21 protein-coding genes are annotated in these 19,014 nt (G+C 36.5%); 16 read left to right on the top strand and 5 right to left on the bottom strand.

Features of this window, described 5'->3' with window-relative positions:
- The first annotated feature begins 7 nt into the window (after window positions 1-7).
- From dnaJ to LfDm3_RS00505, 3 genes are all read left to right on the top strand, one after another.
- Complete coding sequence (gene dnaJ / locus LfDm3_RS00515; RefSeq protein WP_039143014.1) at window positions 8-1,150, top strand: molecular chaperone DnaJ; 1,143 nt, start codon at window positions 8-10, stop codon at window positions 1,148-1,150.
- A gap of 116 nt (window positions 1,151-1,266) precedes the next feature.
- Window positions 1,267-3,105 carry a translation elongation factor 4 gene (gene lepA, locus LfDm3_RS00510; RefSeq protein WP_039143012.1) on the top strand — a complete coding sequence of 613 codons (1,839 nt, stop codon included), beginning with the start codon at window positions 1,267-1,269 and terminating at the stop codon, window positions 3,103-3,105.
- Between the two features lie 77 nt (window positions 3,106-3,182).
- Complete coding sequence (locus LfDm3_RS00505) at window positions 3,183-3,626, top strand: GNAT family N-acetyltransferase (protein ID WP_039143009.1); 444 nt, start codon at window positions 3,183-3,185, stop codon at window positions 3,624-3,626.
- Window positions 3,627-4,437: 811 nt separating this feature from the next.
- Here LfDm3_RS00505 and LfDm3_RS00500 read toward each other — a convergent pair.
- Complete coding sequence (locus LfDm3_RS00500; protein WP_039143006.1) at window positions 4,438-4,707, bottom strand: hypothetical protein; 270 nt, start codon at window positions 4,705-4,707, stop codon at window positions 4,438-4,440.
- 293 nt (window positions 4,708-5,000) lie between these two features.
- Between LfDm3_RS00500 and pnuC the strand changes: the two genes are divergently transcribed.
- A complete protein-coding gene (pnuC, locus tag LfDm3_RS00495) occupies window positions 5,001-5,765 on the top strand; it encodes a nicotinamide riboside transporter PnuC (protein ID WP_039143003.1) in 765 nt (254 codons plus the stop codon).
- 43 nt (window positions 5,766-5,808) lie between these two features.
- Here pnuC and LfDm3_RS00490 read toward each other — a convergent pair whose 3' ends face one another.
- Together LfDm3_RS00490 and LfDm3_RS00485 are read right to left on the bottom strand one after the other, a co-directional pair.
- Window positions 5,809-6,591 carry a DNA/RNA non-specific endonuclease gene (locus tag LfDm3_RS00490; RefSeq protein ID WP_039143001.1) on the bottom strand — a complete coding sequence of 261 codons (783 nt, stop codon included), beginning with the start codon at window positions 6,589-6,591 and terminating at the stop codon, window positions 5,809-5,811.
- A complete protein-coding gene (locus tag LfDm3_RS00485; RefSeq protein ID WP_039142999.1) occupies window positions 6,588-7,034 on the bottom strand; it encodes a sunset domain-containing protein in 447 nt (148 codons plus the stop codon). Before LfDm3_RS00485 ends, LfDm3_RS00490 begins: the two co-directional genes overlap by 4 nt.
- Window positions 7,035-7,147: 113 nt before the next feature.
- Between LfDm3_RS00485 and LfDm3_RS00480 the strand changes: the two genes are divergently transcribed.
- The 11 genes from LfDm3_RS00480 (at window position 7,148) to LfDm3_RS06945 (ending at window position 15,159) form a co-directional block, all read left to right on the top strand.
- Window positions 7,148-8,446, top strand: coding sequence for a Y-family DNA polymerase (locus LfDm3_RS00480; RefSeq protein ID WP_039142996.1), 1,299 nt, complete (start codon window positions 7,148-7,150; stop codon window positions 8,444-8,446).
- A complete protein-coding gene (locus tag LfDm3_RS00475; protein WP_039142993.1) occupies window positions 8,439-8,753 on the top strand; it encodes a hypothetical protein in 315 nt (104 codons plus the stop codon). The genes LfDm3_RS00480 and LfDm3_RS00475 overlap by 8 nt, the downstream gene beginning before the upstream one ends.
- Window positions 8,754-8,769: 16 nt before the next feature.
- Window positions 8,770-9,132 (top strand): hypothetical protein, encoded by a 363-nt coding sequence (locus LfDm3_RS00470; protein WP_039142990.1) that lies wholly within the window; start codon window positions 8,770-8,772, stop codon window positions 9,130-9,132.
- A 98-nt stretch (window positions 9,133-9,230) separates the two neighbouring features.
- Window positions 9,231-9,617: a VOC family protein gene (locus LfDm3_RS00465; protein WP_010021354.1), complete on the top strand. Its 387-nt coding sequence runs from the start codon at window positions 9,231-9,233 to the stop codon at window positions 9,615-9,617.
- Between the two features lie 152 nt (window positions 9,618-9,769).
- Entirely contained in the window at window positions 9,770-10,093 is a 324-nt protein-coding gene (locus LfDm3_RS00460) for a hypothetical protein (RefSeq protein WP_010021355.1), read from the top strand.
- 37 nt (window positions 10,094-10,130) lie between these two features.
- Window positions 10,131-11,087 (top strand): 50S ribosomal protein L11 methyltransferase, encoded by a 957-nt coding sequence (prmA, locus tag LfDm3_RS00455; protein ID WP_039142985.1) that lies wholly within the window; start codon window positions 10,131-10,133, stop codon window positions 11,085-11,087.
- Entirely contained in the window at window positions 11,088-11,831 is a 744-nt protein-coding gene (locus tag LfDm3_RS00450; protein WP_039142982.1) for a 16S rRNA (uracil(1498)-N(3))-methyltransferase, read from the top strand. It begins immediately after the preceding gene.
- Window positions 11,832-11,838: 7 nt separating this feature from the next.
- Window positions 11,839-14,064, top strand: a complete 2,226-nt coding sequence (locus LfDm3_RS00445; RefSeq protein ID WP_039142981.1) for a RelA/SpoT family protein — start codon at window positions 11,839-11,841, stop codon at window positions 14,062-14,064.
- Window positions 14,065-14,070: 6 nt separating this feature from the next.
- On the top strand, window positions 14,071-14,526 hold the full coding sequence (gene dtd, locus LfDm3_RS00440; protein ID WP_039142980.1) for a D-aminoacyl-tRNA deacylase: 456 nt from the start codon (window positions 14,071-14,073) through the stop codon (window positions 14,524-14,526).
- 1 nt (window position 14,527) lies between these two features.
- Complete coding sequence (locus LfDm3_RS06950) at window positions 14,528-14,920, top strand: HAD hydrolase-like protein (protein ID WP_052236536.1); 393 nt, start codon at window positions 14,528-14,530, stop codon at window positions 14,918-14,920.
- Window positions 14,902-15,159: an HAD hydrolase-like protein gene (locus tag LfDm3_RS06945; protein ID WP_082019937.1), complete on the top strand. Its 258-nt coding sequence runs from the start codon at window positions 14,902-14,904 to the stop codon at window positions 15,157-15,159. Before LfDm3_RS06950 ends, LfDm3_RS06945 begins: the two co-directional genes overlap by 19 nt.
- Here LfDm3_RS06945 and LfDm3_RS00430 read toward each other — a convergent pair.
- On the bottom strand, window positions 15,148-15,996 hold the full coding sequence (locus LfDm3_RS00430) for a fructosamine kinase family protein (RefSeq protein ID WP_039142979.1): 849 nt from the start codon (window positions 15,994-15,996) through the stop codon (window positions 15,148-15,150). The two genes, LfDm3_RS06945 and LfDm3_RS00430, sit on opposite strands and share 12 nt — an antisense overlap.
- 13 nt (window positions 15,997-16,009) lie before the next feature.
- Complete coding sequence (locus LfDm3_RS00425) at window positions 16,010-16,861, bottom strand: N-acetylmuramoyl-L-alanine amidase (protein ID WP_052236535.1); 852 nt, start codon at window positions 16,859-16,861, stop codon at window positions 16,010-16,012.
- A 345-nt stretch (window positions 16,862-17,206) separates the two neighbouring features.
- On the opposite strand from LfDm3_RS00425, the gene aspS reads away from it, so the two are divergent.
- The gene (gene aspS / locus LfDm3_RS00420; RefSeq protein ID WP_039142977.1) at window positions 17,207-18,997 is read left to right on the top strand and encodes an aspartate--tRNA ligase; all 1,791 of its coding nucleotides are present in this window, start codon (window positions 17,207-17,209) and stop codon (window positions 18,995-18,997) included.
- Window positions 18,998-19,014 lie beyond the last annotated feature (17 nt).

The raw sequence follows: 19,014 nt of genomic DNA, 5'->3' as shown, positions 1-19,014 counted from the left end.
CGAGCTAATGGCTAGTAAAGATTATTATAAAGTATTAGGCGTTGATAAAAGTGCCAGTGAAGATGACATTAAACACGCTTATCGAAAATTATCCAAAAAATACCATCCAGATATTAATAAGGCTCCCGATGCAGAAGCAAAATTCAAGGAAATTACTGAAGCCTATGAAGTTTTAGGCGATAAAAAGAAACGAGCTAACTATGATCAGTATGGCTCAGCGGATGGTCCCCAAGGCTTTGGAGGCTTTGGCGGTGGTGCCGGAGCTGATGCCGGCGGTCAAGGTGCTGGTTTTGGTGACTTTTCTGATATCTTTAATGATATTTTCGGCGGTGGCGGAAGACGTCGAGCTGATCCAACTGCACCACGTCGTGGTCGTGATTTACAATATCAAATGACGTTAACGTTTGATGAAGCTGTCTTTGGAACTAAGAAGACGATTAAATATAATCGTGAAGAAACCTGTCCGACATGTCATGGAACTGGTGCTAAACCAGGTACTAAACCAGAAACCTGTTCCAACTGTCATGGTAGTGGTTATGTAACTAAGACTGTTAATACACCACTTGGACAGATGCAGACTCAGGAACCATGTCCTGTATGTGGTGGAACTGGTAAAGTTATCAAAGACAAGTGCCCAACATGTGGTGGAACTGGTAAAGTTGAGAAACAACACTCACTTGAAGTTACTGTTCCAGCTGGTGTTGAAGAAGGCCAACAAATGCATATGCAAGGCCAAGGAGACGCTGGTGAAAACGGTGGACCTTATGGTGATTTGTATGTAATCTTTAGAGTACTTCAAAGTAAGTACTTTAGAAGAGACGGTCCAACTATTTACTTTGATCAACCAATTTCATTTGCAACCGCTGCTCTTGGTGGAGAAATTCAAGTCAAAACAGTTCATGGTGACGTTGACTTGAAGATTCCTGCTGGAACCCAGACTGGCACTGTTTTCCGTTTGAAAGGAAAGGGTGCCCCTAAGTTACATGGAAATGGTAATGGTGATGAAATGGTTAAAGTTAAGGTTCAAACACCAAAGAAACTTAACTCTAAGCAAAAGGTTGCCTTACAAGCACTGGCTGAAGCTAGTGGTGATACTAATATCGATGAAAATAAGAATTTCTTTGATAAAATGAAAGATGCATTTAAGTAAACAAATAAAGGAGTAGCCATGTGGCCACTCCTTTATTTGTTTGTTATACATATGTGGGGTTGTTATAATAGTAATAACGACTTGAACGAATTGCATAATGAAAGTAGGAGAATATCGTGGATTATAAAAAAATGAAAGAAAAGCAACGCCGCACAAGAAATTTTGCAATTGTTGCTCATATTGATCACGGTAAATCGACTTTAGCGGATCGAATTCTTGAGTTAACTGATACAGTTGCCAAACGAGACATGCAGGATCAAATTTTAGATAACATGGATCTAGAACGTGAACGCGGAATTACCATTAAATTGAATGCAGTGGAATTGACGTATCATGCAAAAGATGGGGTTGATTATGTATTTCATTTAATTGATACCCCTGGACACGTTGATTTTTCTTATGAAGTTTCACGGAGCTTAGCAGCTTGTGAAGGCGCCTTGTTAGTAGTAGACGCTACTCAAGGGGTTCAAGCACAAACTTTGGCGAATGTTTACTTAGCCATTGATGATGATCTTGAAATCATTCCGGTGATCAACAAGATTGATTTGCCTTCTGCTGAACCAGAAAAAACCAAGAAAGAGATCGAAGATGTTATCGGCTTGGATACTTCAGATGCAGTAGAAATTAGTGCTAAAAGTGGTTTTGGGGTTGAGGATTTATTAGAAGAAATTGTTCAAAAAATCCCAGCACCGAAGGGAGACATTGAAGCTCCCCTTAAAGCTTTAGTCTTTGATTCTATCTACGATGATTATCGTGGAGTTGTTCTTAGTGTTCGTCTTTATGATGGAGTAGTTAAACCCGGAGATAAGATTCGTCTGATGAATAGTGGTAGTGAGTACGAGGTAACTGAAGTTGGAGTTAACTCTCCCAAGCCACTTCAACGAACATATTTAATGGCTGGAGACGTTGGTTACATTACTGCTAGTATCAAAGATATTACTAAAACTCGAGTTGGTGATACAGTCACGGATGCTGATCATCCAACCGAGAAGGCCTTGCCCGGATATCGTGAAATGATTCCAATGGTTTATGCTGGGTTATATCCTACAGATAATGCCAAATTTGATGATTTAAGGGAAGCGCTTGAAAAACTTAAATTAAACGATGCCTCGCTTGAATTTGAGCCTGAATCATCTGAAGCGTTGGGATTTGGTTTTCGTTGTGGATTTCTTGGCTTACTTCACATGGACGTGGTTCAAGAACGATTGGAACGAGAGTTTGGGCTTGATTTGATAACTACTGCACCATCTGTAACTTATCACGTTGACCTAAACGATGGAAGCACAATTGAAGTTGAGAATCCATCTGAGATGCCTGATGTTTCATCAATTAAAGACATTAAAGAGCCGTTTGTTAAAGCTAGTATTATGGTACCAAATGACTATGTTGGAGCCGTAATGGAGATGTGTCAGGATCGTCGTGGCCAATTTGTTACGATGGAGTATCTAGATGATGCAAGAGTTAATGTGATTTATCAAATGCCATTATCTGAAATCATTTTTAACTTTTTTGATAAATTAAAGTCAAGCACCCATGGATATGCATCCCTTGATTATGAACTTTCTGAGTATCGGCAAAGTGATCTGGTTAAAGTCGACATTCTTTTGAATGGCGATAAGGTTGATGCTCTAAGTTTTATTTCACACAAACAGTTTGCTGCTGGCCGAAGTCGGGAAATTGTCAAAAAATTAAAGGGAATTATTCCACGACAAAATTTTGAAATTCCAATTCAAGCAGCAATTGGAGCCACTATTATTGCTAGAACTAACATTAAAGCATACCGAAAAGATGTTACTTCTAGGATTCATACTGGTGATCCTGATCGTCGGGCTAAATTATTAGAAAAACAGAAACGTGGTAAAAAGCGCATGAAGGCAGTAGGAAAAGTTGATATCCCACAGGAAGCCTTTATGGCTGTTTTGCAAACTGATGAAGATCAAAAGAACGACAAGTAATAATTGTCGTTCTTTTTTTATAGGTAATATTAGTAATGATGTATAATTAACCATCTTCAATTATTAGGAGCGATTTTATGTGGAAAGTAAAAAAATTTAGTCAATTGACTTTGGATGAATTGTTTAAGATTTATCAATTAAGGTGTGAAGTATTCGTCGTTGAACAAAAAATTACCTTACAAGATATTGATGATAATGACAAAAAAGTTTGGCATCTCTTCTTGGTTGATGATGATAATCAAATTATTTGTTACGGGAGAATATATGAACAAACCAATTATGTGACTTTTGGGAGAATCGTAGTTAAGCGTGATCATCGTGGTAACCATTTAGGGAAGAATTTAGTCGAAAATATCATGAATTTAATTGCTGACAAGTATCCTAAGAAAGAAATTAGGATCGAAGCCCAAAAATACGTGGAAGATTTATATACATCATTTAATTTTGTGCCCACGGGCGGTATCTTTTTAGAAGGTGGAGTGGAACATATTAAAATGAAACACCAACCATTCATTAAATAACAATAATAATGTTTTAAAAATTAAAATTTGGTATTTTATTTATTATTAAAAACCACTATTATAGAATAGTGGTTTTTTAATTGGAAAATAATGGGATTTTAATTAATTATTAGGAAATGATCATGAATAATGGAATATCGGTTATAGAAACCATTAGCTGATGTTATGGATTGCACAATTGAATTGGATACAAGTATGAATATATGCCCCATGTTTTTTAGAGATTTTCCTAAATCAATAATCTGATTTAAATTCACATCAGTAACTAGAAACCCTATAACTGTGGGGTGTATGATATGTGATATAAGCAACAATATGATTGTAAAAATTTCTTAGAAAAATTTTTTACAAGATAAAAATTGCTTCATGATTAGTTTTAGTGTTCCCTTATAAGGAATATATTTTGATATTTTTTACTTATATACTTGATTAGTAACAGCTAATATAATATACTGTAAAAGTAAGGTAAAGATTAAAGAATTCACGCCAGGGGATTTGAATGTACAAAAAAAGCACTCAAATTGAGTGCTTTCGACGATTAGAGAGGTTAAAAAACTGTAACATAGTTATGAGAAGTAACAATCTAATAAGTAAAGATCTATGAAATAAAAGAGCACACGTATCTAAGACCAGTAAGCAGTAGGAGTGGAAAGTCTTAGTTGATGTGAATGTTGAGAATGCAACAGAAATTTATTACCTCTCTAATCTACACTTTATATTTAATCACACTTTACGAATTTTTACCAGCGAATTCTCATAATTATGAAGCTTATTCGCTAAAGAAGTACTACTTAAAAAGTAGTACTTCTTTTTATTTTGGAATTGCCATGAAAATAACTTTACTATTTGATGGGAACGAATTCTTCTCCCCAAAGTTATCAAAAGAAATACTTTCCCCGGGAGTTCCCAGTTCATGATGAGGATCTTTCGTAATGGTTAGAAGGTGTTCGTGATCACGATCAATATCGTCAAGGGTAGCAGCGTCTAATCTGACTTCTTCACCTGAAGGCATTTTAACGGTAATTTTTCTGAGGTCATGAATTCCATCAGCTTTGATTGAGAATGGGACGTTTATTAACATGATTATTCCTCCTTTGGACTTCAATATCCATTATACATATTTATCACTTACTTTTACAACATCTTTTATGTTTATCAGTGGTACATTTTTTTAAATTAGTAACTATTTAAATCTTTAATCATTTCATTAATTTGGATTGAATGGAAAAGAATCTTAATTAAAAAAAACTGAAATTTTTTATAGGCCAGTAACTCGCAAATTTGTAGAATTCATCGTTTTTCGTTGATTTGTCTCAAAGTGATGAATGTGTGATGATAATAATGAATTCAAATTTTGAGGAAGGATGATTATTTATGTCAGGGAAAAACAATATTGCTGCTTATGACATACTAAAGCCAAGTTGGTATGTTAATCAGATGAAGGGGTGGAGTTTTACTAGCTATTTGTTACTTCTGTTTGGTTTAGGAGTAATTGCTGGATCAACCGTTACACAGCCAATTACGTTTATTGCAATTATGACCATGTTAGCTGGAATGCTTGGATTTACCACCACTATTTCTATTACCAATACTAAACCACTAAACGGAATTTTTGGTTTAGTCAGTGCTTTGATTTATATTTACGTTGCTTTTACCGCTAAGAATTACAATGATATTATTCTACAGACTACATACATTGTACTTTTAGATATTCCGGTTTTGCTAATTCCTAGTTGGGCTACTAACGTTGACAAACACATCAAGAAATTAACTATTAAGGGTAATCTTAAGAAAACACTGATGAATTGGGGGTTGACAGCGCTATTCTTTGTTGTAGTATTAGGAGTTTTATATGCTTGGGAACATGGATATAGTGATAGTCCACGACCATTTGTAGATAGCTTTGCTGCAACAATTGGAATTACAGGAGCTCTTTTAACTACTTTGAGATTTCGTGATACTTATTATTTCTGGCTTGCTCAAGGGATATTCTCAATTATTCTATGGGGAATTACTGCTTATCAAGGTGGAGCAAATTGGACGTTATTCTTAACCTACATTTTGTATCTATTCAATGACCTTCTAAGTTTCTTTGATAAGAACATTGCATGGTTCCATACCAAAACGGTTAATAGCTGATAGATAACGTAAAAAGACGATGACTAAATGTCATCGTCTTTTTTTATCCCTTAGTACTATATCCATTTTGATAGTCAATATTATATCCAGGTTCAACGTTAAAGATGTAGACGTTAAAGTGAATTTGGTTATTTCCAACTGATTGGGCTCTCATTTGGACTCCGCGACTTACTAGTTCGTTGCCACGATAAATTGGAGTTACTTGGTATCTAACATAGTTATTTCGGTTTTGCTTTAAGTAGGTAGCAATGTCATCTTCGTGATAAAGCATTAGTGGAGCGTTAAGGGTTCTGGTTCCCGTGATCAAGTTTTTAGGATTATTGTTTTCACCGCAGAGCTGATAACCAATTAAATGACTCCGATTATAAAGCCAGCCATTATTAATTCGCTTGTTATGCCACCCGGTTGGATTGAAAGTAAGTGGTTCTCGTTTTTTAGTTGGCATTGTTTTTATATTCAACATGCCATTGGCATCGGTAGCACGATTAAGGTGATCAAGATTGTTAAACCTTAGCCAGGGACTTTTATGATTTAATTCTGAAGGAGCAAAATGAGGATTATTATGATCAACTTCGACTTCCTGATTTCCATCATAGTTTAGGTCACTTAGCTTTAGATTGGATGAGTTCTTTAACTGATAATGAAGTTTTTTGAGTTTTGCCTTTTTGGTATCAACCTGACGTTGTAAATTGTTCACGTTCTTTTGAAGTTGCTGAGTATTTTGACTGGAGTTGGCTGAATGATTATGAGCTGATTGGGACTGTTGTGAGCATCCAGTCATCAGTAAACTGACTAACGTAATGGGGATAATGAGGAACTTTTTCATCGTTTAGCCTCCCGGTATCCAGCAGCCTGTGCATCCGCTACAGAGTTAAAATAAACCGCGTTTTTACTTTTCATCTGATAATTGTTTTGACTCGGAAGATGGTAAACATGAGAGTTGCGATTTCCAATGATTTTTTGATTGTTATTGGTATCAGTTTTATCTTCAGAGTTTTGAACTACCCTTGCAGAAGTAGGGTCCTTTTTAGGATGCGATGAAACCAGTTGTTGATTAGAGACTGGCTTAATTGTGACGTGTTTTTGATTTAAATCATCTTGTGCTTGATTAATTTGTTGGGATAGTTGTTGGCTCTGTTTGGTAAGTGATTTTTCTTGAGCAATTAGTTCTGATTGATTGGAACCAGAAGCAAGCGAAATTTCGGTTGGAATAGTCAACAATAAAATGGTGCATCCAGCCGTTAGTGCGATTTTCTTAAATTTATTCATTACTTTCATTCCTTATTTTTTTAATAATTCAAGAGTATCATAAAAATTTTATTTACATTACCAATAAAAGATAGTAATATTTAATACGAACAGGTGTTCGAGTAGGTGATATTTTGGATTATGATGAAGAACCTCACGGAGTTTATTTTTTTATTGATAACAAATCATTTTATGCCAGCTGTGAAAGTGTGAAGCGAGGGCTTAACCCACTTCGTTCTATATTAGTGGTGATGTCGGAACAGGCTAATACTAACGGTGGATTAATTTTGGCGGCATCTCCAATGGCCAAAAAGTTATTTGGAATTAGTAACGTTAGCAGGCAACGTGATCTACCTAATGATCCTAGGCTTTTGATTGTTCCGCCACGAATGAATTTGTACATTAAGAAGAACTTGCAGATTAATGATATTTTTACTGAATTTACTGATGAAAATAACATTTTGCCGTATTCAATTGACGAATCATTACTTGATATGACTCATACATGGCATTTATTTGGCAACAGTTTAAGAAATGTTGCACTTAAAATCCAAGAGGAAGTTAGAAGTCGCTTAGGATTATATACCACGGTTGGAATTGGCGATAATCCTGTTCAAGCCAAAATTGCGTTGGACGTTTATGCCAAACATGATTCCGATTTAGTGGGCGAAATCCACTATAAAGATGTTCCAAACAAAATTTGGAACATTCAAAAATTAACGAGCGTGTGGGGAATTGGGAAAAGAACCGCAGCTAACTTAAATCACCTTGGAATTTATAATATGAATGATTTGGCTCACGCTAATCCATATTTGATTAAGGAGAAGATGGGAATCATTGGATTGCAATTATTTGCTACAGCGTGGGGAATTGATCGAAGTAATTTAAGACAGCCCATGCATACCAAAGATAAAAGTTATAGTAACTCACAGGTTCTCCCAAAAGACTATACAAGCCGAAGTGAGATCGAAATAGTTATTAAAGAGGTTGCGAGTCAAGTTGCTTCTAGGATTCGTAATCACCATTTGCAAACGGGATGTATCACATTGTTTATTGGTTTTTCCTTTGCAACGAAGCAAGTAACTGGTAGCAGTGGGTTTTCTCAATCAATGAAGATTAATCCGACTGATGATAGTTATGAACTTGGTCGTGATTTGACTGAATTATTTGAGAGAAATTGGAATGGCGAGATGATTCGCAATATTGGGGTAGAATATGGTCATTTATCACCTAAAGTAGGTGAACAACTCGACTTATTTAGAGATAATCAAAGGACTATCAAACAAAATGTGTTAAACAAAACTGGCGATCAAATTCGGAAACAATTTGGAAATGCCGCTTTATTAAACGCGAATAGTTTGTGTAACGGTGCTACCGCGATTTCTAGGTCAAATCTGGTAGGAGGACATAATGGAGGCAATTCCTATGAATAGTGATGTAACCTTGGCAGGAAACGAAATCTTAGCCAATATTGATCATTTATTTTTACGCGTTCCAAGGACCCGCTACTGGATGATGATTGTTAATAATGTTTTTGATTATGAGTATGATTGGTTTTTAAGTTCTAAGAAAAAGTACCAACAGGAGCGATCACAACCGCTTTATGTTATTTCGAATTATGACTTGGAATTTTTGGAGGCAATCGTTAATTACGTAGGCAAACGTAATTTATTAACTACTTATTATCGTAATTTTGGGAACTTAGTTTGGCCAACGGCACAAAGAAAAATTCAAAGTTAGAGTTAGGAGAACCATCATGAATGAAAAAGCTGTTCAGAATTTTTTTAAATTTGATTATCATGATCGTGGTATTAAAAAATGGCAGGGCTATTTTTTATCAGACCATACCAGCAAATTAAGTAAGTTAAGGAAGCAAAAAGCAGAACAACATCGTAGAAAATTAGATGATCAAATGGATCGTTCAGAAATTGATGAGGTGCTGCAAAAGTCATTTGCTAGTCGTCTTAAGGTGGAACTCCAATATGCTTACTACGATAAGAAGGAATTAAAAATTGAACAAATCATCGGTACGATGAAGGGTTACTATAAAAATTTAGTCATCGTAGGTGATCAAATCCTTAGATGGGATGAAATTGTAAGTGCCAAATTAATAAAATAAACTAATAGTATGACTTTATTAATTATCGTTAATGTCTTACAATGTAGTTGTTAGAGATTTCACATAAAGTGAAAAAATATATCATAAGGAGAATTATTATGGCACTTAGTGACTACTTCACAGGTATCCAACACGTTGGAATTCCTGCCAAAGATTTAGATGAAACAATCGATTTTTACAAGAAATTAGGCTTTGATAAAGCTGGCCAATTTATGTATCAAGGAAATCGTTGTGCTTTCATGAAGTATGGTAATTTGATGATTGAAACATGGGAAGGCGATCCAGTTGCTGATAAAGACGGTGCTATTAACCATATTTCATTAAATACCACTGATGCTGATGCAGCATTTAAAGAAGCTAAGAAAATGGGCTTAGACGTTCAGGAAGATGAAATTGATACTCGTCCATTCTGGGACAAGGGAATTCGCTTCTTCAACATTTATGGTCCTAACCACGAAAAGATTGAATTCTGTCAAATTGTTTAGTTTATAATTTGAATAGTTATAAAAAGACGTGGTAAAGCACGTCTTTTTATTTGCTGTATGATAGATGCTTGCTAATTAAATATTTCTCCATTATGATATAGACTAAAGGTTTTAAGGACGAGTGTAAATAAAAATACGAGAGGAGGATAAATATGTTAGATCAAACTAAAAAGTTTTTGCGCGATCAAGGATATCATTATAAAAAGACATATATTAGACCATTAATTACCCCAGATAATATCTACGTATTTCGCTTTGGTAAGAATAATTTGAATAATCGACTCATTATTCGCTACGGACACGGTTGGACTGGACGACAAAGAATTAAAGAAATTGATCTTCGATTGCATAAGCAAAAGCATCCCCGAATTTTTAAGACTGAACGAGGATTGCTTAAGTATTTAGCTGGTCATTTAAAGCAGCATGAGCAAAAGCTTGAAAAAATTGAAGATAATAAAAATAATGCATCCAGTTAACGGGTGCTTTTTTTATAAAAAGAATGAGGTTTAAAGGATGGATTTAGTTAAAGTTTCAGTAAAAACGAGTCATGAAGCCGTTGACGCTGTTTCCAATATTTTAATGGAACAAGGGGCAACTGGAGTTCAGATTGATGACAGAAATGATTATGAAGTTCTAAAACGCGAGGCTAATTGGGACCAATATGAGCTAGGTGATTCTAGAACTGATTATAATTTGAATGAAGCACAAGTCAGTGCCTATTTTAAGGATAAGATTGACGTTGATAATGTTGTTAAAAAGGTGAAAAATAAAGTAGGAAGTTTGAACCAGTTTGGCTTAGATCCTGGTCCAAATCTAGTTAGTGTTAAATCAGTTAAGGATGAAGACTGGGCCACTTCTTGGGAGAAGTATTATCACCCAGAACGAGTTACAAGATTTTTAACCGTGGTTCCAAGTTGGGAAGATTATGACATTAAGAATTCTGATGAGTTAATGGTTCGTTTGGATCCAGGGATGGCGTTTGGAACCGGTACTCATCCGACTACTAAGTTAGCAATGCAAGCCCTAGAAATGACAATTCGTGGCGATGAAATCATGCTTGATGTAGGAACTGGATCAGGTGTGTTAAGTATTGCTGCTAGGGAATTAGGAGCTGGAACCATTAATGCCTATGATGTTGATGACGTAGCGGTTAAATCAGCTGAAAAAAATATTGCACTGAATCCAGGTATGCAAGAAATTCATGTGATGGTTAACAATTTATTAGACGGAATTAATATCAAGGCGGATATCGTAGTTGCTAATATTCTTGCTGAAATTATTATTCCTTTAATCCCACAAGCTGAAAAGTGTTTAAATAACGGGGGAATCTTTATTACTTCTGGAATTATTGCTGATAAACTAGATGAAGTAATTGCTACCCTTAAAAAGCATCATTTTAAGATTAATCAGGTTTTAACCATGAGAGACTGGCGTGCTGTTATTGCAGAAAAAGTTAGCGAGGAGAATTAATTGCAACATTATTTTTTAAATCATTCCCTTCAAGTTGGTCAAATCATTGAACTTCCAAACGATGTTTCTCATCATTGGAATGGGGTGATGCGGGCCGAACGAGGATCAAAAGCAGAGTTTGTATCTAATCAAGAGATCGTATACGTTGGGGAACTGGTTGATGAAGCTACGCCAACCATTAAAATTACTGAGAAAACTAATCAGAATGTTGAACTTCCCGTTAGGGTAACGATTGTTTGTGGACTGCCAAAGGGGAGTAAGGCGGATTTGATTACGCAGAAAGCAACAGAAATGGGAGCAGATCGGATTATTTTTACTCCAACTGATTGGGCCATTGCCAAGTGGGGTAGTAAGGCACCTAAAAAAATCAAAAGGTTACAAAAAATTGCTAAAAGCGCGGCCGAACAGTCTCATCGAAATTTAATTCCAGATGTGAAGTACGTAGATTCAATCAATCATGTTAGTAAAATTAAGTCTGATTGCAAAGTGATGGCTTATGAAGAAGCTGCTAAACATGGCGAAAATAGCAAACTTTATAAAATAGTTTCACAAATGAAAACGGGACAAGGCCTCATGGTTTTCTTTGGCCCAGAGGGTGGAATTTCTCCTAGTGAGGTTGAAGAATTAGAGAACGTGGGCTTTGTCTCAGTTGGATTGGGTCCAAGAATCTTACGAACTGAATCAGCACCACTTTACCTTTTATCAGCAGTTTCAACGTTATTAGAACTAAAACAAACTAAGTAGGGATAACATGTCAAAAGTTAAAGAATGGACACCAAAAGAAATATTTGATGAAGCATCTGAGTATCTAGACAAAAACGATATTCAAATGATTAAAAAAGCGTATAAATTTGCAAAGATTGCTCATGAAGATCAAAAGCGAGCATCAGGGCAACCTTATATTAATCATCCAGTTGAGGTTGCTGGTATTTTAACTGATCTTCATATGGATGCAGAAACAATTACGGCTGGGTTTCTTCATGATGTTGTTGAAGACACTGGAGCAACCATCGGAGATATAACTGAACTTTTTGGTGACCATGTTTCATTAATCGTTGATGGGGTCTCAAAACTCAGTAAAATTAAATATAAATCTAGTAAAGAGCAGCTGGCAGAGAATCATCGAAAGTTGTTATTAGCGATGTGTAAGGATATTCGAGTAATGATCGTTAAGTTAGCCGATCGCCTTCATAATATGGAGACCTTGGATGCCCTTCGTCCCGATAAACAAAAACGAATTGCACAGGAAACCCTCGATATTTATGCGCCCCTAGCGGATCGTTTGGGAATTGGAACCATCAAGTGGGAGTTAGAGGACCTTTCACTCCGTTACCTAAAGCCAGATGATTATTATGAGATCGTTAACTTGATGAATTCAAAGCGAAATGAACGAGTTGCATATGTTAATAGAGCGGTTAAGAAAGTTCAACAAGCAATTGAAGGTTTAGGAATCAAAGGTGAGGTTTACGGACGACCTAAGCATATTTATTCCATCTATCGCAAAATGCATGACAAACATAAAGACTTCAAAGAAATTTATGACCTATTGGCCGTTCGTGTAATTGTTAAATCAGTTAAAGATTGTTATGCCGTTTTAGGAGCCATTCACACGGAATGGAAGCCATTTCCAGATCGTTTTAAAGATTACATTGCAATGCCAAAGCCTAATATGTATCAATCATTGCATACTACAGTTGTTGGACCAGAAGGCAAGCCACTTGAAATCCAAATTCGGACGGAAGAAATGCATCGCATTGCTGAATATGGGGTTGCCGCACACTGGGCATATAAGGAAGGCAAAACAGATGAGGTTGAAAGTAACAAGAGTAATGTTCAGCTAAATTTGTTTAAGAAAATTATTGAGATTCAAGAAGAATCAGAAAATGCTTCTGATTTCATGGATAGTGTGCAGGGAGACTTATTTAGTGATCGCGTCTATGCCTTCACCCCATCTGGAGATGTAATTGAACTTCCTAAGGGATCCATCCCGATTGACATGGCATATTCCATCCACACTGATGTTGGTAATTCAACTACTGGTGCGAGAGTGAACGGCAAGTTAGTTCCTCTTGATTATGAAATTAAAAATGGGGATATTGTCGACATTATTACGTCAAGTAGTTCTGATGGTCCAGGAAAAAATTGGATGTCCATGGTAAAAACCCGTCGGGCCAAACATAAAATTAAGCAATTCTTTAAGCGTAGTAGTCATGATGATGACATTAATTCTGGAAAAGAAACGTTGGAAAAAGACATTGTTGATTCGGGATTCGATCCAGCAACAATTCTTAGTGATGATAACTTAACGCGGGTTATCAATGAAATGCATTATACAAGTATTGATAATTTGTACGCTGCGATTGGTTTTGGTGATATTCAACCTAACGGAGTTGTTAACCGACTTCTGGAGCCTGAAAAAAATGAAATTGAAAAGAAACGGCAAGAAGACGCTGAACGAGACGTGTTAGAGGGTCATAAGACCATTTCTCATGAGAGTGAAGATGCTGAACAAGGCAAGAAACCAGAAGATAACATTAAAATCGAGGGTGTTGATAATCTTTTAGTTCATATTAGTCGTTGTTGTGATCCAGTTCCAGGCGATGAGATCGAGGGTTATATCACGATGGGAAATGGAATTTCTGTTCATCGTGCTAATTGCCCGAACCTTCTTCAAGTTAAGACCGGGAATAATCGTATTATCAACCTTAATTGGCGCAAAGTAGAAGATAATGCCATTACTTATGACAGTGATCTAGAGATTCAAGGATACAATCGAAGCGGATTATTAAATGACATACTAAAACGGGTTAATTCCGCTACCAAGAATCTTAATTCGGTAGAAGGAAAGGTTATTCACGAGGATTTGGTTTCAATTCGGGTTTCAGTTGGGGTCCGAAATGTTCAGCAACTTGACCGAATTATTGATAGTGTAAATGCGGTTCCAGATGTTTATGAGGTTAAACGAACGGAAGGATAACGGATAATGAAGTTAGTCATTCAACGAGTTAATCGGGCAGAAGTTAAAATTAATGATCAGGTTAGAGGTGCCATTAAGAAGGGGTACTTAATTCTGGTTGGCGCTCAGGATTCTGATGGACAGGATGAAGTTGATCACCTTGCTCACAAAGTCGCTCATCTTCGGATCTTTGAAGATGAAAACGGTAAAATGAATTTAAATATTAAACAGGTCTCGGGTTCAATTTTGTCAGTTTCGCAATTTACTCTGCTGGCCGACACTAAAAAGGGTAATCGGCCTACTTTCACCGGCGCGGGTGATCCTGATCATGCGAAGAAAATTTATGAATCATTTAATGATGCCCTCAAAAAAAACGGATTGAAAGTAGAAACTGGCGTCTTTGGAGCTGATATGGACGTGGATTTAGAAAATCATGGTCCATCTACTTTTATTTTAAATTACCAAAAAAAGGAAAATAATTGATATGGTAAACGCAATTTGGGATTTTGATGGTACTCTTTTTAACACTTATCCCTACATGGTAACTTCATTTTGTAAAGCATTGGACGAAAATGGTGTTAGTGACGTTAATTTTGATTCTGAATCAATTTATGAAGACATGCGGATTCATTCACTTGGAGCTAGTGAGACCAAGTATTGTGCTAGCTTTAACATTAATCGAGATCAATTTTCTCGCTCATATAAGCAATTCGAGCGTGATGAGGTCATGTTAGCGAAACCATTTGCTGGGGTCAGAGCTGTTTTAAGTGATGTAATCGGTACTGGCGGAAGCAACGGACTGTTAACTCATCGTGATGATCAAGCCATAACATTGTTAAATGATTTTGACCTAAAAAACTGTTTACTGGTTTTGTAACCAGTAAACAGTCATTTAAAAGGAAACCCAATCCTGAGTCTCTGAATTATTTAATTAATAATATGGACTTAAACCGATCATCTACTTTTATGATTGGTGATCGGCGATTAGATGTTGATGCTGGCCATAACGCCGGGGTGAAAACCATCTTGTTTGATCCTGACTATGTGATTGAGGATCAAGGTGACCCTGATTACGTAGCTCATAGTTTTGATGAAATATCAAAGTTAATTAAATGAGCTAAGGATTCCATCTAATAAAGGTCCAAAGGTTTCACCGAAAAGAACTACATGGACTAAAGCATAGTAAAAACGGTACCAGCCAACGCGATTTTCAAAGCCTGGCTCAATTGGATATGTGTCATTATAGCCACGATAAAAGTCGCGATCAAACCCTCCAAAAACAGTTGTAACTCCTAGGTCATATTCACGATCACCAAAGTAAACGTCGGGATCAATTAACATTGGTTCATGTTTACTGGTAAAAATGGCGTTTCCTGACCACAAGTCTCCATGAAGAAGGCTAGGAGTCACTGGGTGTTTAGTGTAGTAATCGATAATTTGTTGGCGCATAACTTGATAATGTTGGTCGCGGGAGTCATTCCAGCGACCTTTTTTGGCTGCAATCTTAACTAGGGGATCAATTCTTTGTTCAACGTAAAATTTTTGCCAAGTGTCTTGCCAATGATTGTTTTTAGGAATTTTACCAGCATCAAAGTTATGGTCTAAACCAAACTGATCGTTATGAACTTTATGAACGTTGGCAACCATTTTTCCCAAATCATATTGATTCCCAGATCCGACGTCAATCCAATCGAGGATAAGGAATCCATCTCCATTGATTTCGCCAGAGGAAACTACTGTGGGAACATTGGCAGCTTGTGATAAAAGGTGAATTCCCTCAACTTCATGGTCAAAAAACTGTTTTCCACGACCTGGTTGAACCTTCATAAAATAGACATGGTCTGGGGTTTTAACCTGGTATGAATCGTTAATATCTCCGCCTGAGACGGGAGATAGTGATTGAACGTTTTTTAATGGCAACTGGTTAATCCACTCTTGATCTAATTTTTTCATAATAAACTCCTTTCTAGTAAGTTTTATTTACATAACGGTTGATTCCTTTGAGAACGTCATTTGCGACCAGATTTTGGTAGGTGGGATTTTTAATTTTGTTAAAGTCATGATCGTTGTTAATATATCCCATTTCAAGTAAAACTGACGGGATAGAAACATCCCTGATTACTAGATAATTACCAATCTGAACCCCTCGATTATTAAGAGGAACGTTTCCCATGTATGAATTAATGTCGGATGCCAATTGTTTGGATTTGCCGGCGTGATAGTAATAATTTGTAAAACCACTGGCAGTATTATCCGTACTGGACGAGTCAAAATGAAAACTAACGAAGAGATTGGCATGATTATCAGTTGAAAAATCTGGTCTTTTATATAAACTAACGGATTTATCTGAATCCCTTGTCATAATAACATGTGCGCCTTGATTCCGCAGTTTATTTGCAACCTTCTGAGCTAATTGAAGAGTGTACGTTTTTTCTTTTTGACCATGCGTTGAAAGCGCTCCAGAATCATTACCACCATGACCAGGATCCAATACAATGGTTGTTTCTGATAGTTTAGTGGCATTAGTAATCTTATTATTATTCACTAACCAGGTTGGAATCCAACCAATTTTTTGATTTTTATAAACCACTCGATACCAATTATTCTTTTCGCTCAAGATTTGCAATCGGGTGCCACGATTGACGGTTTTAACCGTTTTGTACTGGATTCCTGGACCAGTCTTAATGGCTAGATTATTGAATCCAACTCCAATATTGTTTTTAACTAGCATGATTAGGAGGATGATTAAGGTTGTTCCAATAATTATTAGGGTAGTATAAAATCCTCGTTTGTTCTTTATGTAAAATTTTGTTTTCATTTTAAGGGCCTCATTGGATTATATGATTACTCATAATAGTATAACTTTTTTACTGTTTCCTTAAGTCTATAATAAAAAAATTAACTTGAATCTTGACAATTCATCTGGGTTTTATTAATCTTAAATTGATTTGAAATGCCGTTGAAGATGAATAGTAACCGTTTGCTGGTCTTAAGAGAGTGCCTAATTGCTGAAATGGTATGTCCTATAAATGGTAAAGACGCATCTAGGTAAAATTAATAAATAAGAGAACCAAAAAAGGTGGTACCGTGCTAATTGCGCCCTTGTGATTACATGGCTCGCCTTTTTTTATACTTTTGACTCAATGAGAGGAAGATGTGGTAGATGAAAAGAACGACTTATGCTGGAAATGTTAACGAAGATTATTTAGATCAAGAAGTGGTTCTTGATGGATGGGTTGCCAAAAAACGGAATTTAGGAAGTTTAATTTTTATCGATCTTCGGGATCGTGCTGGAATTGTTCAACTGGTTTTTAATGAGAAAAATGGTGAGGATGCTTTTAAGGTAGCTGAATCAGTTAAAAACGAGTACGTAATCCAAATTAAAGGAAGAGTGGTTGCTAGATCTGAAAAAGAAATCAATCCTGATATTCACACTGGAAAAGTGGAAGTTGACGTTTCTGATGCTAAGGTTTTAAGCACATCAAAACAGACTCCATTTGAGATTAAGAATGATATCAATGCCTCTGATGATTTGAGGTTAAAGTATCGTTATCTTGATTTAAGACGACCAGTAATGCAAAAGGGATTGATGATTCGGAACCGAATCTTACAGTCAACTCACAAATATTTTGATGAAAATGGGTTTATTGATATTGAGACGCCAGATTTAACGGTTTCAACCCCTGAAGGTGCCAGGGATTACCTAGTTCCATCACGAGTATACCCTGGTTCTTTTTATGCGCTCCCACAGTCTCCTCAACAATTTAAACAATTATTAATGGGTGCGGGCTTTGATCGTTACTATCAGATTGCTCGTTGTTTTAGAGACGAGGATTTACGTGGCGATCGGCAGCCCGAATTTACTCAAATCGACATGGAAACTTCATTTCTGTCAGCTGAGGAGATTCAGGACCTTACCGAGGGATTGATTAAAAAGGTTATGAAGGATACGGTCAATGTCGACGTTGATACACCATTTGAAAGAATTACTTGGCAAGAATCAATGGATCGATTTGGAACTGATCAACCTGACACACGTTTTAAAATGGAGTTAAAAGATCTCTCGGATGTTGTAGCAGATTCTGATTTTAAAGTCTTTAGTTCGGCCATTAAGAACGGTGGTCAAGTAAAGGCCATTGCCGTCCCTGATGGAGCCAAACAGTTCTCAAGAAAAGATATTGATAAATATGGTGAGTATGTAAAACGGTTTGGTGCTAAGGGACTAGCATGGATGAAGGTTACAGATGACGGATTTTCTGGACCAATTGCTAAGTTCTTTAAAGATCCAGCAATGGTAAGTAAAATTAAAGAAACGACCGGGGCTAAAGACGGTGACTTGCTATTGTTTGCTGCCGATCGAAGTAAAGTGGTTGCGGATACTTTAGGATATTTAAGAGTGGCGATTGCCAGCGAACTGAACATGATTCCAGAAGATCAGTACAACTTCTTGTGGATTGTGGACTGGCCTCTGTTTGAATATGATGAAGGTGCAGGACGTTGGGTAGCGGCTCACCATCCGTTTACCATGCCGAATAAGGGTGATGAACATTACTTAAATGACGGGGAAGATCCTCATAAAGCACATGCTCAAAGTTATGACATTATCTTAAATGGTCTCGAACTTGGTGGTGGATCAATTCGTATTCATACCCGTGAACTTCAAGAAAAAATGTTTAAGGCCCTTGGATTTACCAAAGAGAGTGCTGAAGCTCAATTTGGATACTTTCTTCGTGCTTTGGATTATGGATTTCCACCACATGGTGGTCTAGCAATCGGACTTGATCGTTTTGCTAGGTTGTTAGCTCATCGTGGCAATATCAGGGATGTAATTGCTTTCCCTAAGAATTCAAAGGCGGTTGAACCCTTGACCGGAGCCCCAACTCCAGTTTCACAGAAGCAGTTGGATGAATTAGGAATTTCTCTAGACCCAAAAGACAAATCAAAAGATAAATAAGATTAAATAAAAAGTTG

It is taken from the genome of Fructilactobacillus fructivorans (assembly GCF_000814735.1).
Taxonomy (GTDB): domain Bacteria; phylum Bacillota; class Bacilli; order Lactobacillales; family Lactobacillaceae; genus Fructilactobacillus; species Fructilactobacillus fructivorans.
The sequence above is the reverse complement of the archived record's forward strand: the minus strand, read 5'-3'. Positions and strand labels throughout refer to the sequence as shown.